Here is a 14,317-nt window from a genome sequence, read left to right on the forward strand (position 1 = left end):
CTCATGGAGTCAGACACCGGGAGGCCCGTAACTGCAAATCATCGGTCAACTGGTTTTGTTGCCATCCGGCACAAACACATAACCTACGCCCCACACCGTCTGGATATAGCGTGGCTTGGACGGGTCCGGCTCGATCATCCGACGCAGTCGGGAGATCTGCACGTCGATGGAGCGCTCCAGCGCATCCCATTCCCGGCCACGGGCCAGGTTCATCAGCTTGTCGCGGGTCAGCGGCTGTCGAGCGTTCATCACCAGGGCCTTGAGCACGGCGAATTCGCCGGTGGTGAGCATGTGCACTTCATCGCCACGCTTGAGCTCACGGGTCGCCAGCGACAGTTCGTAGTCGCCAAAGGTGACACTTTCATCTTCGCTGCCCGGTGCACCCGGTACCGGTGGGGCCTGCCGACGCAGTACGGCCTTGACCCGCGCCATCAGCTCGTCGGGGTTGAAGGGTTTGGCCAGGTAGTCATCAGCGCCCAGTTCCAGGCCCTTGATGCGGCTCAGCTCATCGCCCTTGGCGGTGAGCATGATGATTGGAATCTGGTTGTTCGCGCCGCGCAGGCGCTTGCAGGCGGTCAGGCCGTCTTCACCGGGCAGCATGAGGTCGAGTACGACCAGGTTGAAGACTTCGCGCCCCAGCAGGCGGTCCATCTGCTCGGTATTCGGCACCGCGCGGGCACGGTAGCCCTTGGAGTTGAAGAAACGCTCCAGCAGGCTGCTGAGCCCCGGATCGTCATCAACGATGAGAATTTTTTCGCCTTCAGCAGTTTGTGCAGTGCTGCTCATTGGATGCTCCTCTTATCTCGGCGCGCATTATGGCCTAGCTGCCGTTATACGCACCGTGTGCATTGTTAGCAGATTTTTCCTCTACCGCCAGCGAACCCGCGCCCTACAACCGTTGGCGCAATCCCCCCCAAGGACAGAACGCTGGTTATAATGCGCCGCCGCCGTGCAGGGCAACGTCAGATCGTTACCGTTTGCTGCCGAGGCTTTTTTCACCCGCTTGTCGCGAATTTTTCGATTTCGAGGGTCAATAGGCTGCCTCTTGACCCAGGCAGCGGCGCCAGTCGGGCCGCTCAACCAGCCTCCCAGAGCCTTGTTTTCCGGGCCTGCGAGCTGCTTTTCAGAATTTCAGGTGGTTTTATGGACAGCATCAACAGCCGCATCGCCGAGGAACTCGGTGTACGCCCACAACAGGTCGAAGCGGCCGTCGCTCTACTGGATGAAGGCTCCACGGTGCCGTTCATCGCCCGTTACCGTAAAGAAGTAACCGGCAGCCTCGACGACACCCAACTACGTCACCTGGAAGAGCGCCTGCGCTATCTGCGAGAACTCGACGAACGGCGCATCAGCATCCTCGCCAGCATCGAGGAACAGGGCAAGTTGACCCCGCAACTCGAGCGCGACATCAAGCTCGCCGACACCAAGACCCGCCTCGAAGACCTCTACCTGCCTTACAAACAGAAGCGTCGCACCAAGGGCCAGATCGCCCTGGAAGCCGGCCTGGGCGAGCTGGCCGACGGTCTGTTCAACGACCCGTCGCTGACCCCGGAAACCGAAGCCGCCCGTTTCATCGACGCCGAAAAAGGCGTCGCCGACGTCAAGGCCGCCCTCGAAGGTGCCAAGTACATCCTCATGGAACGCTTCGCCGAAGACGCCAGCCTGCTGGAAAAGCTGCGCAGCTACCTGAAGCAGGAAGCCATCCTCAGCGCCCGCGTCATCGCCGGCAAAGAGGAAGAAGGCGCCAAGTTCCGCGATTACTTCGAACACGACGAGCCGCTCAAGAGCATGCCGTCCCACCGCGCGCTGGCGATTTTCCGTGGCCGCAACGAAGGTATTCTCAGCTCCGCGCTGAAGGTCGGCGACGAATTGCCGGGCACCATGCACCCCTGCGAAGGCATGATCGCCCAACAATTCGGCATCCAGAATCAGAACCGTCCTGCGGACAAGTGGCTCGGTGAAGTGGTGCGCTGGACCTGGAAGGTCAAGCTCTACACCCACCTGGAAACCGACCTGCTGGGCGAGCTGCGCGACGGCGCCGAAACCGAGGCGATCAACGTGTTCGCCCACAACCTGCACGACCTGCTGCTGGCCGCCCCGGCCGGCCCGCGTGCCACCCTGGGCCTCGACCCGGGCCTGCGTACCGGCTGCAAGGTCGCCGTAGTCGACGCCACCGGCAAACTGCTGGACCACGCCACGGTGTATCCGCATGTGCCGCACAACAAATGGGACCAGACCCTCGCGATCCTGGCCGCCTTGTGCGCCAAGCACGCGGTGGACCTGATCGCCATCGGCAACGGTACTGCCAGCCGCGAGACCGACAAGCTGGCCGCCGAACTGATCAAAAAATACCCAGCCATGAAGATGACCAAGGTCATGGTCTCCGAAGCTGGCGCTTCGGTGTACTCGGCGTCGGAACTGGCGTCCAAGGAATTTCCGGACCTCGACGTGTCGATCCGTGGCGCGGTATCCATCGCCCGTCGCCTGCAGGATCCGTTGGCCGAACTGGTGAAAATCGACCCTAAATCCATCGGTGTCGGCCAGTACCAGCACGACGTGTCGCAGCTGAAGCTGGCGCGCGGCCTGGATGCAGTTGTGGAAGACTGCGTAAACGCCGTGGGCGTCGACGTGAACACCGCCTCCGTGGCACTGCTGGCGCGAATCTCCGGCCTCAACGCCACCCTGGCACAGAACATCGTCAGCCACCGTGACGAAAACGGCGCGTTCAAAACCCGTGCCGCGCTGAAAAAAGTCGCGCGCCTGGGTGAAAAAACCTTCGAACAAGCCGCCGGTTTCCTGCGCGTCATGAATGGCGACAACCCGCTTGACGCGTCTGCGGTCCACCCGGAAGCCTACCCGCTGGTGCAGCGCATCGCCGCCGAGACCGACCGCGACATCCGTTCGCTGATCGGCGACGCCGCTTTCCTCAAGCGCCTGGATCCCAAGAAGTACACGGACGAAACCTTCGGTGTGCCGACCATCACCGACATCCTGCAAGAGCTGGAAAAACCTGGTCGCGACCCACGCCCCGAGTTCAAGACCGCCGAGTTCCAGGACGGTGTCGAAGACCTCAAGGACCTGCAACCGGGCATGATCCTCGAAGGCGTGGTGACCAACGTGACCAACTTCGGCGCCTTTGTGGACATCGGCGTGCATCAGGACGGTTTGGTGCATATCTCCGCGCTTTCGGAGAAATTCATCAAGGATCCCCGCGAAGCGGTCAAGGCCGGTGACGTGGTCAAGGTCAAGGTCATGGAAGTCGACATCCCGCGCAAACGCGTCGGCCTGTCGATGCGCATGAGCGACACCCCCGGCGAGAAAATCGACGGTGCCCGTGGCGCGCGCCCAGGCTCGGCACCGCGCCAGTCGCAAAACACTACGGCTCGCAAGGAAACCGCCACCGCAGCCCCAAGCAACAACGCCATGGCCTCGCTGTTCGCCAACGCCAAGCAGTTGAAGAAGCGCTGATGGAGATCCCGGCCGGCTTGACCCAGAGCGCCTTCAGCGAACTGATCGGCTGCCGCCTGCAACGCCTTGAAGAAGGCGTTGCCGAGGTGGCCCTGACCCTGGAGCCGCAACTGCGCAACCGCGCGGGCAAGCTCCATGGGGGGGCGATTTTCAGCCTCGTGGACATTACGATGGGGCTGGCCTGTTCCAGCGCCCATGGTTTCGACCAGCAGAGCGCGACCATCGAGTGCAAGATCAATTACATCCGCGCCGTGTCGGACGGTGACGTGCTGTGCACCAGCCGGGTGATTCATGCCGGCCGCCGCACGCTGGTGGTCGAGGCGGAGGTGTATCAGGACGAAAGACTTGTCGCAAAAGCACAGGGCACGTTCGCTGTCCTATAGCTCCCCACCCCCGATTTGAGTTAATTTCGGCGCTGCACTAACGGCGTCGGAATTTTCTCGCTGCGCTGTAGCCAAATTCATGGAGTGAAGTCGGCATATTCAGAGCGGGTCAAATCGACTCAAAACCAGGCGATCACGCCAGTTTCAACTTCACCCTTGTAGACCGTCCTGCCCACCCCCATATTGGGGCGACTGACGCGTGAAGGAATCCAACTTGAGCGAACTTCTCAACCGCCGCCTGGCCCTGCTCGGCAAGCGCGAACACCTCTCCCTGCTAGAGCAGTGCTTGCACGGCATCGAGCGCGAATGCCTGCGTGTCACCGGTGAGGGTCGACTGGCGCAAACGCCGCACCCCGAAGCCCTGGGCGCTGCGTTGACCCACGAACAGATCACCACCGACTACTCGGAATCGCTGCTGGAGTTCATCACTCCCGCCCTGCCCGACCCGGCCGATACCCTGAGCAGCCTGGACAAGATCCATCGCTTTGCCTATACCAAGCTCGGCAGCGAATACCTGTGGAGCCCCTCCATGCCGTGCCCGCTGCCGGCCGAGGAAGATATTCCGATTGCCTACTACGGCACCTCCAATATCGGCCAGCTCAAGTACGTGTACCGCAAGGGCCTGGCCCTGCGTTACGGCAAGACCATGCAGTGCATCGCCGGCATCCACTACAACTTTTCCCTGCCGGAGCAGCTGTGGCCGCTGCTCAAGGAGACGGAAGGGTTTGTCGGCACCGACCGCGACTACCAGTCCAACGCCTATATCGCGCTGATCCGCAATTTCCGCCGCTACAGCTGGCTGTTGATGTACCTGTTCGGTGCTTCGCCGGCCCTGGACGCCGGGTTCCTGCGCGGTCGTTCGCACCAGTTGGAAGTGCTCGACGCCGACACGCTGTACCTGCCCTACGCCACCAGCCTGCGCATGAGTGACCTGGGTTACCAGAGCAACGCCCAGGCGGGCCTCACGCCGTGCTACAACGACCTGGCCAGCTACACCGACAGCCTGCGCGAAGCGGTGGCAACGCCCTACGCGCCCTACGTCGAAATCGGTACGCACAAGGACGGTGAGTGGGTACAGCTCAACACCAACATCCTGCAGATCGAAAACGAGTACTACTCCAACATCCGCCCCAAGCGCGTGACCTATACCGGCGAGCGGCCGATCCAGGCGCTGATGGCCCGTGGCATCCAGTACATCGAAGTGCGCTGCCTGGACATCAACCCGTTCCTGCCCATGGGCATCGACTTGCAAGAGTCGCGCTTCCTCGACGCCTTCCTGCTGTTCTGCGCACTGAACGACAGCCCGCTGTTCGCCAACAACGAGTGCGGCAACGCCACCTCCAACTTCCTCAGCGTGGTCAAGGAAGGTCGCCGTCCGGGCCTGCAATTGCAACGCCAGGGCCAGCCGGTGGACATGAAAGAGTGGGCGTCCGAGTTGCTGGAGCAGATTGCACCGCTGGCTGCCTTGCTGGACGAGAGCCACGGCATCACTGAGCACAGCCAGGCGCTCGACGCCCAGTTGGCCAAGGTCAACGATTCGTCCCTGACCCCGTCGGCCCAGGTGCTGGCGGCGATGGCCGAGCGTAAAGAGAGTTTTGCGCAATTCTCCCTGCATCAGAGCCAGTTGCACGCCGAGCATTTCCGCAAGGAGCCGCTGGCGGCTGAAGAGCAGGCGCGCTTTGAAGAGCTGGCGCGGACGTCGCTGGCGCAGCAAGCAGAGCTGGAGCAGAACGAAGTGGGCGATTTCGATGTGTTTGTTGGGTCGTACCAGGCCAGCATCCTCGCCATCAGCAACTAAGTAAGCTCAAACCGGGGCAAATGTGGGAGAGGGCAAGCCCCTTCTCACATTTCACCTCATTTCAATTGACGATCAGCGCTCACGGTTCTTCTCATAAGCTAATTCGAAAATGTTATTTATTTTCGGATTCTTAGATCATTTAGTCTCCTCGCACGCCGACCCTCGGCCGCCTGATTGAGGAGCTTCCCCTTGAAACTGTTAACCCCTCTGCGTCTCCTGGCCGCATTGTCCCTGGCCGGTGCCAGCCTGTTTGCCCAGGCGGCGGACGTGACCATTGCTTACCAGACCACCGTGGACCCGGCCAAAGTCGCCCAGGCCGATGGCGCCTATGAAAAAGCCACAAACGCCAAGATCAACTGGCGCAAATTCGACAATGGCGCCGACATCATCGCCGCCATCGCTTCCGGCGACGTGCAGATCGGCTACCTCGGTTCCAGCCCGCTGACTGCCGCGATCACCCGCAAGGTACCGGTGGAAACCTTCCTGGTCGCCACCCAGATCGGCGGCGCCGAAGCCCTGGTAGCGCGCAACGGTTCGGGCATCAACAGCCCGCAGGACCTGGTCGGCAAGAAAGTCGCCGTACCCTTCGTGTCCACCGGGCACTACAGCCTGCTGGCCGCGCTGAAGCACTGGAACATCGACCCGTCCAAAGTGACCATCCTCAACCTCGCGCCACCGGCGATCATCGCCGCCTGGAAGCGCGGTGATATCGACGCCACCTACGTATGGGATCCTGCCCTGGGCGTGGCCAAGGAAAACGGCAAGGTGCTGATCACCTCGGGCGAACTGGCCAAGTTCGGCGCGCCGACCTTCGATGCCTGGATCGTGCGCAAGGACTTCGCCGAGAAGCACCCGGAAATCGTCACCGCGTTCGCCAAAGTCACCCTGGATGCCTACGCCGCGTACCGCAAAGACCCACAAGCCTGGCTCGCCGACAAAGGCAACGTCGACAAACTGGTGAAACTCTCCGGCGCCAAGGCCAGCGACATCCCACTGCTGCTGCAAGGCAACGTCTACCCGCTGGCCGCTGACCAGGTGACCCTGCTGGGCGCACCGACCACCAAGGCTGTGACCGACACCGCCGCGTTCCTCAAGGAACAAGGCAAGGTCGACGCCGTGCTGCCGGACTACGCCCCTTACGTCAGCGCCAAATTCATCACTCACTGATCGGGAGTTCATTGCGATGGCCTTGCTACAACTGGAGCGCATCAGCGCACAGTACCCAGGCGCCACAGAACCGGTGCTGTCAGACATTTCACTCGACCTGGGGCCCCAGCAGTTGCTGGTGGCTCTCGGCCCGTCCGGCAGTGGCAAGACTTCGCTGTTGAACCTGATTGCTGGTTTCGTCGAACCTTGCGCCGGGCGCATCACCCTCGATGGCGTGCCGGTCAAAGGCCCCAGCGCTGAACGCGGCGTGGTGTTCCAGGACGACGCCCTGCTGCCCTGGCAGGATGTGCTGGCCAACGTCGGCTTCGGCCTGGAGCTGGCCGGCGTGCCCAAGGCGCAACGCGAAGTACGCGCCCGGGAAATGCTCGCGCTGGTCGACCTGGCCGGGTTCGACAACCGACGCATCTGGCAGCTTTCCGGCGGCCAGAAACAACGTGTCGGCCTGGCCCGCGCTCTGGCCGCCGACCCTCGTGTACTGCTGATGGACGAGCCCTTCGGCGCCCTCGATGCCTTTACCCGCGAACAGATGCAAGAGCTGTTGCTGCAAGTCTGGCGGCGCACGGCCAAGCCGGTGTTCCTGATTACCCACGACATCGAAGAGGCGGTATTCCTCGCCACCGATTTGATCCTGCTGGCGCCCAACCCCGGCCAGATCGTCGAACGCCTGCACCTGGACTTCGGCCAACGCTACGCCGCCGGTGAGTCGGCGCGGGCGATCAAGTCCGACCCACGCTTTATCGAAACCCGCGAACACGTGCTGGGCAAAGTGTTCTCCCAACGGCAGGTGTCCGCATGAGCAGCTACGAACTTCCCGCCACGGTGACCAAACCGGTGGCGCACGCAGTGGTCGCGGTACGACGCAGCCTGAGCACGCGCTGGATCAGCGTGTTGACCCTGGTCGCCTTGCTGGCCCTCTGGTGGGCCGTGACCGCCAGCGGCTTGATCGAACCGCTGTTCCTGCCGCCGCCGTCCGCCGTGCTGCAAAAGGGCTGGCTGCTGGCGACCACCGGCTATATGGACTCCACCTTGTGGCAGCACCTTGGCGCGAGCCTCAGCCGTATCGGCCTGGGCCTGGGCTTCGCGGTGCTGACCGCCGTGCCCGTGGGGATCGCCATCGGTTCCAACCGAATCGCCCGTGGCATCCTCGACCCGCTGATCGAGTTCTACCGACCGATCCCGCCGCTGGCCTACCTGCCGTTGATCGTGATCTGGTGCGGCATCGGCGAGCTGTCCAAGGTGCTGCTGATCTACCTGGCAATCTTCGCGCCGATAGCCATCGCCACCGCCACCGGCGTGCGCACCGTCGACCCGGCCAGACTGCGTGCGGCGCAGTCGCTGGGTGCCACCCGAGCCCAGTTGATTCGCCATGTGGTCCTGCCGAGCGCCCTGCCCGACATCCTGACCGGCGTGCGCATCGGGCTGGGTGTGGGTTGGTCCACGCTGGTCGCCGCCGAGCTGATCGCCGCCACCAGCGGCCTGGGCTTCATGGTGCAGTCGGCGGCGCAGTTCCTGGTCACCGATGTGGTGGTGCTGGGGATTCTGGTGATCGCCCTGATCGCCTTCGCCATGGAAATGGGCCTGCGTGCCCTGCAGCGTAAACTGGTGCCGTGGCATGGCCAGGCACACTGAGTGAATGAGAACCGCATGAGCAGCCTGACCGTTACCCCATTAAGCACCGCCCTGGGCGCCCAGATCAGCGGTGTCGATATCACCCAGCCGCTGCCCCCTGAACAGCGCGACGCCATCGAACAGGCGTTGCTCACCCACTCGGTGCTGTTCTTCCGCGGCCAGTCGATCACCCCGCAGCAGCAAGCGCGGTTCGCGGCGAATTTCGGTGACCTGCATATCCACCCGATCTACCCCAACGTGCCGGACCAGCCCGAAGTGCTGATCCTCGACACCGCCGTCACCGACGTGCGCGACAATGCCGTGTGGCACACCGACGTGACCTTCCTGCCCACTCCGGCGCTCGGTGCAGTACTCAGCGCCAAGCTGCTGCCGGCGTTTGGTGGCGATACGCTGTGGGCCAGCGGGATTGCAGCCTATGAAGCATTGTCCGAACCGCTGAAGCGCTTGCTCGACGGGCTGACGGCGACCCATGACTTCACCAAGTCCTTTCCGCTGGAGCGCTTTGGCAACACCGCCGAAGACCTGGCACGCTGGGAAGAAACCCGCAGGAAGAACCCGCCGTTATCGCACCCGGTGGTGCGTACGCATCCGGTGAGTGGGCGCAAGTCACTGTTCGTGAGTGATGGGTTTACCACCAAGATCAATGAGCTGGAACCGGCGGAGAGTGAAGCCATCTTGAAGCTCTTGTTCGCCCACGCGACACGCCCGGAATTTACCATTCGCTGGCGTTGGCAGGAAAACGATGTGGCGTTCTGGGATAACCGCGTGACACAGCACTACGCGGTGGATGACTACCGGCCGCAGCGGCGGGTGATGCATCGGGCGACGATTCTCGGGGATGTGCCGTTCTAAGGCCAGGCCCGTTAGTCATCACACCAGAAATCAAATGTGGGAGGGGGATTGCTCCCTCCCACATGGACTGTTTATTCAGCCGTGGATGGCTTTTCCCACAGGTTGATCCCGCCTTCCTGGGCAAACCGATCGATCTCCGCCAGTTCTTCCACGCTAAAGCTCAAGTTCTTCAACGCACCGACGTTCTCGATAATCTGCTCCGGCCGGCTTGCACCGATCAGCGCACTGGTCACCCGTGGATCACGCAACGTCCAGGCCAGTGCCAGTTGGGCCAGGCTCTGACCACGACGCTGGGCGATCTCGTTCAGCGCACGCACGTGGGCGATGTTGGTTTCGGACAGGTGCTTGGCCTGCAACGAACCACCGCCCGGGCGATTCACCCGTGCATCCGCCGGTACGCCATTGAGGTACTTGTCGGTCAGCAAACCCTGGGCCAGCGGCGTGAAGGCAATCACCCCGGCGCCGAGCTCTTCGGTGGTGTCCAGCAGGTCTTTCTCCACCCAGCGGTTGAGCAGGTTGTAGGCCGGCTGGTGAATCAGCAGCGGCACTTTCCACTCTTTGAGCAGGGCGGCGATTTCGCGGGTTTTTACCCCTGAGTAGGACGAGATACCGATGTACAACGCCTTGCCTTGTTGCACAGCAGTGGCGAGGGCACTGGCGGTTTCTTCCAGGGGGGTGTCGGCGTCAAAACGGTGGGAATAGAAGATATCCACATAGTCGACACCCAGGCGTTGCAGGCTCTGGTCGAGGCTGGCCAGCACGTACTTGCGCGAACCGCCGCCCTGGCCGTAAGGGCCGGGCCACATGTCCCAGCCGGCCTTGCTGGAGATGATCAGTTCGTCGCGGTAGTGCTTGAAGTCTTCACGCAGCAAACGGCCGAAGTTGATCTCGGCGCTGCCGTAGGGCGGGCCATAGTTGTTGGCCAGGTCAAAGTGGTTGATCCCCAGGTCGAACGCGGTGCGCAGCAAGGCGCGCTGGGTGTCGATCGGGGTGCTGTCGCCAAAGTTGTGCCACAGGCCCAGGGACAGTGCGGGCAGCACCAGCCCACTGCGGCCTACGCGGCGATACGGGATAGATTCATAGCGGTTTTCGGCAGCAATGTAAGTCATCGAATCCTCTCTTGGACGTCGGCAAATAAGGCCTGGGAATAAGGGTATTCCCAGGCCTTTTAACCAGCTGAATCGCTTAAGTCTGCCGTTCCGTTCTACAGCAATTGCCTACCAGAGTGGAACGACATAACTCACATAGAAGCGGTTTTCATCTTGCACGGTGGCACCGCTGATGTCCGGGCTGGCGTGGGCGTTTTTCCAGGTGACACCCAGGCCTTTGAGGGTGCCGGTAGGCACTTGATAGGCCACGGCGACGTTACGTTCCCATTCGCTGGTAGTGCCTTGCGCCGTGCGGATGTCATCGCCGTGGGCATAGGCGGCGGAGAACGTCAGGCCCGTGAGGCCAAGCTTACCGAAGTCATACTTGTACTGCGCAAGCCAAGTGCGCTCACCGGCGTGTTGAAATTTATTCAACTGCATGTTGGTCAGCGCCGGCGTGTCGGCGCCTGAGCCTGGGCCCTGGCGGTTGTCGCCGCTGTTCAGGCCGGAATTCAGGTAGGGGAAGTCGCTGTCGCCGCTGTTCTTCTGGATGCCCAGGCCGACGGTGTGGCCGTCCAGGCTGTAGCTCTCAAGCAGGCTGGCGGTGGTCTGGTTGATACGCCCCTTGCCCGTGCCGTCACCGTAGAGGCCGGCGGCTGCGTAGTCTTTGTCGCCATCGGCGTTGCCGCCCACGCCCAGGCTGCGGAACACCCGCAAGTCGGTGTCGATCGCGCCCACGGACAAGGCGTCATGCCGCTTGGCGCCGAGGAAGAACTGCTGGTAGTAATCCTCAAGGTTGGAGTACCACAGGCTGACCGTGGTGTTCTGGATGCCAGTGTAGTCCGCACCGCCGAACAGGAAGCGATCGCTCTCTTTGGTGCCACCGGCGGTGATCATGCCCTGGTCGCCGGTTTCGTTGCGGATCTTGGTCTTGAAGATATCGCCGCCGGTGAAGGTGAAGTCACTGAGGTCCTTGGACACCAGCTGTACACCCGTGTTGGTCTGCTGGTAAAGGCGCCCGTCGGTGTTGGCCAGCACCGGGTTGTTGCCGTAGAGCGTACCCAAGCGCAACTCGTCCTTGGCGAAACGCATCTTGAACGTCGGGCTCAACACACCGAACTGGTCGGCGGACTTGCCGTTGTCCAGCGGGAACATGCTGCCCGGGTAGCGGCCCTGGTGATCCTTGTCGTTGAGGTCGCCGCCGGAGTCCAGCTTCAACCCATAGAACGCCTGCAGGTCCAGGCCGAACCCCACCGGGCCTTCGGTGTAGCCGGACTTGAAGTTGAACTCGAAACCCTGGCCCCAATCGCGAATGCTGTGGGCCTTGGCGTTGCTGTTCACCACGTCACGCCCCTGCTGGTTGAGGTAGCGGTTGAGCAGGGTCACATCGGCGTGGCTGTCATCGATAAAATCGGCATGGGCGGACAGCATAAAGCTCGCCATGGCGGCACCCACCATAGGGCTTATCAACGTCTTCATTGGTACCGGTCTCCGTCACTGTTCTGAAATGAAAGCGTCAAACGCTGCACACAATTACGCAGTGACCAGATGACAGTTACGCGTCAAACCGTGGCGTGAACGGATGAAATTAAATTTAAGAAACCCTTCTATTACGCGGCTTAGCGGGCATTTTCGAAGACTTCGGCAAGCCAGTCGACGAACACCCGCACCCTCGGCGACAAGTGTCGGTTCTGCGGATACAACACCGACACCGGCATCGACGGCGGCGGTGTGTCAGGAAGGATTTCGCGCATCACGCCCTGCTCGATCAATTCGGCCATGCGGTAGTGCGGGCACTGGATAATGCCCAATCCCGCCACTGCGCTGGCGGAATAAATCTCGGCGCCGAACACCGACAGCGCACCCTGGATACTCACTTCCTGCAGCTCGCCGTCCACCATGAACTCGAAGGGAAACAGTTTGGCCGTGGTGCGCGAAACATAGTTCACCGCGCGGTGCTCACTCAGCTCGGCCAGGCTCTTGGGTTCGCCGTATTTACGCAAGTAGGCAGGGCTTGCGCAGGTGACCTGGCGCAGGTTGGCGACGCGTCGGCCGATCAGCGCGGAATCACCCAGGGCGCCTGCGCGCAGCACGCAATCCACGCCTTCGGCGATCAGGTCGACAAAGCGATCCGCCTCGCTGATCGACAGCTCGATCTCCGGGTAACGCGCCATGAATTGCGGCAGTGCCGGCACCACAAAATACTTGGCCAGCGTACCGTGCAAATCCACGCGCAAACGGCCCTTGGGCGCCACGCTGCGAAATGCCAGTTCGGCCTCTTCCAGCTGCGCCAGCAACTGCAAACAGCGTTGGTAATACGCCTCGCCATCCAGGGTCGGGCGCACGCGACGGGTGCTGCGTTCCAGCAGGCGCGTGCCCAGCCACGCTTCGAACTGGTTGAGGGTGTGGGTCAGGGTCGCCCGGGGCAGATTCAGGTCATCGGCCGCCAGCGTGAAGCTGGAACGCTCGTAAATCCGCACGAAAACCTTCATGGCCTTGACTTGATCCACGCTGCACTCCGTCGCGCCGATTGTTGGCGATTATTGAACAGTCAAGGCAACTCTGGCGCATTTATCGCCCTGGGTAAACATGTGAACCTGCTGCCACCCACCGTTAAAGGAACCCAGATCATGACGACTCAAGTAGCAATCATCACCGGCGCTTCCCGTGGCATCGGCGCCGTCATTGCCAAGCAACTCGCCGCCGACGGTTACGCCGTGGCCATCAACTACGCCAGCAGTGCCACCGAGGCGTCGAAGCTGGTGGTGGAACTGCGCCAGGCCGGTCACCGGGCCATAGCGATTCAAGGCGACGTCGCCAACCCCGCCGACATCACGCGCCTGTTCGACCAGGCCGAGGCACAGTTGGGCAAGGTCGACGTACTGATCAACAACGCCGGCATCCTCAAGACCCTGCCCCTGGCCCAGCACAGCGATGAGCTCTACAACCAGAATTTCGATATCCACACCCGTGGCACCTTCAACGCCCTGCGTGAAGCCGCCACGCGCCTGAACGACGGCGGGCGCATCGTCAACTTTTCCAGCAGCACCGTCGGCCTCAATTTCCCCGGCTACGCGGTGTACATCGCCAGCAAGGCGGCGGTGGAATCCCTGACTCAAGTGTTCGCTAAAGAAATGCGCGGGCGCCGGATTACCGTCAACGCGGTGGCGCCAGGCCCGGTCGCCACCGAACTGTTCCTTCACGGCAAGACCGAAGAACAGATCCAGGGCATGGCCAAGATGCCGCCGCTGGAACGCCTGGGCCAACCGGAAGATGTCGCCCGCGTGGTGGCGTTTCTGGTGAGCCCGGCCGGTGGCTGGGTGAATGGGCAAATCCTGCGCGCCAATGGCGGGCTGGTCTGAGTCGTACATCTGGGCCAGCGATGTTCACTTTGTGGAGTTCTTTCATGCCAACCTTATCGATCCCCGCACTCGCCCCGCTTTACCGCTTCGCCGAACCCCTTGCCTACGCGCTGCTGCGCGCAGGTTTCGGGGTAATCATGCTCACCCACGGCCTGCCCAAATTGCTGGGCCGTGCACATGGTTCGATGGCCGATCCGATGGCGGCATCCATCAACCTGATCGAGAACCGCCTGCACCTGCCGCAGCCGGAGTTGATCGGCCTGCTGGTCGCGTTGTTGGAAGCGGTGGGCGGGTTGCTGTTGATCCTCGGCCTGGGCACACGGCTGGTCGCGGCCATGGTGACCGTGCAGATGCTGACCATTGCTTACTTACTGGGGCCGACGTGGGCATGGATCGACCGGGGCATCGAGTACCCGGTACTGATGGCGCTGCTAGCGTTGTACCTGGTGTTTCGCGGTGCAGGCCGCTACTCCCTGGACAATGCGTTGGGCAAGGGGTAGTCACTGCCGGCCAGCCCAGGTGTCAGAGCTGGTGATCGGCAGTGGCGTGTTCGGCGCGCCGTGAGTGGCA

13 protein-coding genes are annotated in these 14,317 nt (G+C 62.1%); 9 read left to right on the forward strand and 4 right to left on the reverse strand.

Going from position 1 to position 14,317, the window contains the following annotated elements; all coding sequences use genetic code 11:
* Positions 1-45 precede the first annotated feature (45 nt).
* Positions 46-786, reverse strand: coding sequence for an osmolarity response regulator transcription factor OmpR (gene ompR / locus BFN10_RS28335; protein WP_016979041.1), 741 nt, complete (start codon positions 784-786; stop codon positions 46-48).
* A 357-nt stretch (positions 787-1,143) separates the two neighbouring features.
* Between ompR and BFN10_RS28340 the strand changes: the two genes are divergently transcribed.
* From BFN10_RS28340 to tauD, 7 genes are all read left to right on the forward strand, one after another.
* Positions 1,144-3,468: a Tex family protein gene (locus tag BFN10_RS28340; protein ID WP_071492497.1), complete on the forward strand. Its 2,325-nt coding sequence runs from the start codon at positions 1,144-1,146 to the stop codon at positions 3,466-3,468.
* A complete protein-coding gene (locus BFN10_RS28345; RefSeq protein WP_071492498.1) occupies positions 3,468-3,851 on the forward strand; it encodes a PaaI family thioesterase in 384 nt (127 codons plus the stop codon). The genes BFN10_RS28340 and BFN10_RS28345 overlap by 1 nt, the downstream gene beginning before the upstream one ends.
* A 214-nt stretch (positions 3,852-4,065) precedes the next feature.
* Positions 4,066-5,649, forward strand: a complete 1,584-nt coding sequence (gene gshA / locus BFN10_RS28350) for a glutamate--cysteine ligase (protein WP_071492499.1) — start codon at positions 4,066-4,068, stop codon at positions 5,647-5,649.
* A 189-nt stretch (positions 5,650-5,838) separates the two neighbouring features.
* Entirely contained in the window at positions 5,839-6,816 is a 978-nt protein-coding gene (gene tauA / locus BFN10_RS28355; RefSeq protein WP_071492500.1) for a taurine ABC transporter substrate-binding protein, read from the forward strand.
* A 16-nt stretch (positions 6,817-6,832) separates the two neighbouring features.
* A complete protein-coding gene (tauB, locus tag BFN10_RS28360) occupies positions 6,833-7,612 on the forward strand; it encodes a taurine ABC transporter ATP-binding subunit (RefSeq protein ID WP_071492501.1) in 780 nt (259 codons plus the stop codon).
* Entirely contained in the window at positions 7,609-8,445 is an 837-nt protein-coding gene (gene tauC, locus BFN10_RS28365) for a taurine ABC transporter permease TauC (protein ID WP_071492502.1), read from the forward strand. The genes tauB and tauC overlap by 4 nt, the downstream gene beginning before the upstream one ends.
* 15 nt (positions 8,446-8,460) lie before the next feature.
* Positions 8,461-9,297: a taurine dioxygenase gene (tauD, locus tag BFN10_RS28370; RefSeq protein WP_071492503.1), complete on the forward strand. Its 837-nt coding sequence runs from the start codon at positions 8,461-8,463 to the stop codon at positions 9,295-9,297.
* Between the two features lie 71 nt (positions 9,298-9,368).
* Here tauD and mgrA read toward each other — a convergent pair whose 3' ends face one another.
* The 3 genes from mgrA to BFN10_RS28385 form a co-directional block, all read right to left on the reverse strand.
* The gene (gene mgrA / locus BFN10_RS28375) at positions 9,369-10,406 is read right to left on the reverse strand and encodes an L-glyceraldehyde 3-phosphate reductase (RefSeq protein ID WP_071492504.1); all 1,038 of its coding nucleotides are present in this window, start codon (positions 10,404-10,406) and stop codon (positions 9,369-9,371) included.
* Positions 10,407-10,514: 108 nt separating this feature from the next.
* Positions 10,515-11,843, reverse strand: a complete 1,329-nt coding sequence (locus tag BFN10_RS28380) for an OprD family outer membrane porin (protein ID WP_083351521.1) — start codon at positions 11,841-11,843, stop codon at positions 10,515-10,517.
* 161 nt (positions 11,844-12,004) lie between these two features.
* A complete protein-coding gene (locus BFN10_RS28385; RefSeq protein ID WP_071492506.1) occupies positions 12,005-12,895 on the reverse strand; it encodes a LysR family transcriptional regulator in 891 nt (296 codons plus the stop codon).
* A 120-nt stretch (positions 12,896-13,015) separates the two neighbouring features.
* Here BFN10_RS28385 and BFN10_RS28390 point away from each other — a divergent pair, with 120 nt between their 5' ends.
* Complete coding sequence (locus BFN10_RS28390; RefSeq protein ID WP_071492507.1) at positions 13,016-13,747, forward strand: SDR family oxidoreductase; 732 nt, start codon at positions 13,016-13,018, stop codon at positions 13,745-13,747.
* Between the two features lie 44 nt (positions 13,748-13,791).
* Complete coding sequence (locus BFN10_RS28395; RefSeq protein ID WP_231999475.1) at positions 13,792-14,247, forward strand: DoxX family protein; 456 nt, start codon at positions 13,792-13,794, stop codon at positions 14,245-14,247.
* Positions 14,248-14,317: the final 70 nt, after the last annotated feature.

It is taken from the genome of Pseudomonas extremorientalis (assembly GCF_001870465.1).
Taxonomy (GTDB): Bacteria; Pseudomonadota; Gammaproteobacteria; order Pseudomonadales; family Pseudomonadaceae; genus Aquipseudomonas; species Aquipseudomonas extremorientalis.

Excerpts from the sequence above, each read along its gene's own strand:
- tauD (WP_071492503.1), top strand. The coding sequence starts at position 8,461 with ATGAGCAGCCTGACCGTTACCCCATTAAGCACCGCCCTGGGCGCCCAG.
- ompR (WP_016979041.1), bottom strand. The coding sequence starts at position 786 with ATGAGCAGCACTGCACAAACTGCTGAAGGCGAAAAAATTCTCATCGTT.
- BFN10_RS28340 (WP_071492497.1), top strand. The coding sequence starts at position 1,144 with ATGGACAGCATCAACAGCCGCATCGCCGAGGAACTCGGTGTACGCCCA.
- BFN10_RS28390 (WP_071492507.1), top strand. The coding sequence starts at position 13,016 with ATGACGACTCAAGTAGCAATCATCACCGGCGCTTCCCGTGGCATCGGC.
- mgrA (WP_071492504.1), bottom strand. The coding sequence starts at position 10,406 with ATGACTTACATTGCTGCCGAAAACCGCTATGAATCTATCCCGTATCGC.
- BFN10_RS28395 (WP_231999475.1), top strand. The coding sequence starts at position 13,792 with ATGCCAACCTTATCGATCCCCGCACTCGCCCCGCTTTACCGCTTCGCC.
- tauB (WP_071492501.1), top strand. The coding sequence starts at position 6,833 with ATGGCCTTGCTACAACTGGAGCGCATCAGCGCACAGTACCCAGGCGCC.
- tauC (WP_071492502.1), top strand. The coding sequence starts at position 7,609 with ATGAGCAGCTACGAACTTCCCGCCACGGTGACCAAACCGGTGGCGCAC.
- BFN10_RS28345 (WP_071492498.1), top strand. The coding sequence starts at position 3,468 with ATGGAGATCCCGGCCGGCTTGACCCAGAGCGCCTTCAGCGAACTGATC.
- BFN10_RS28380 (WP_083351521.1), bottom strand. The coding sequence starts at position 11,843 with ATGGTGGGTGCCGCCATGGCGAGCTTTATGCTGTCCGCCCATGCCGAT.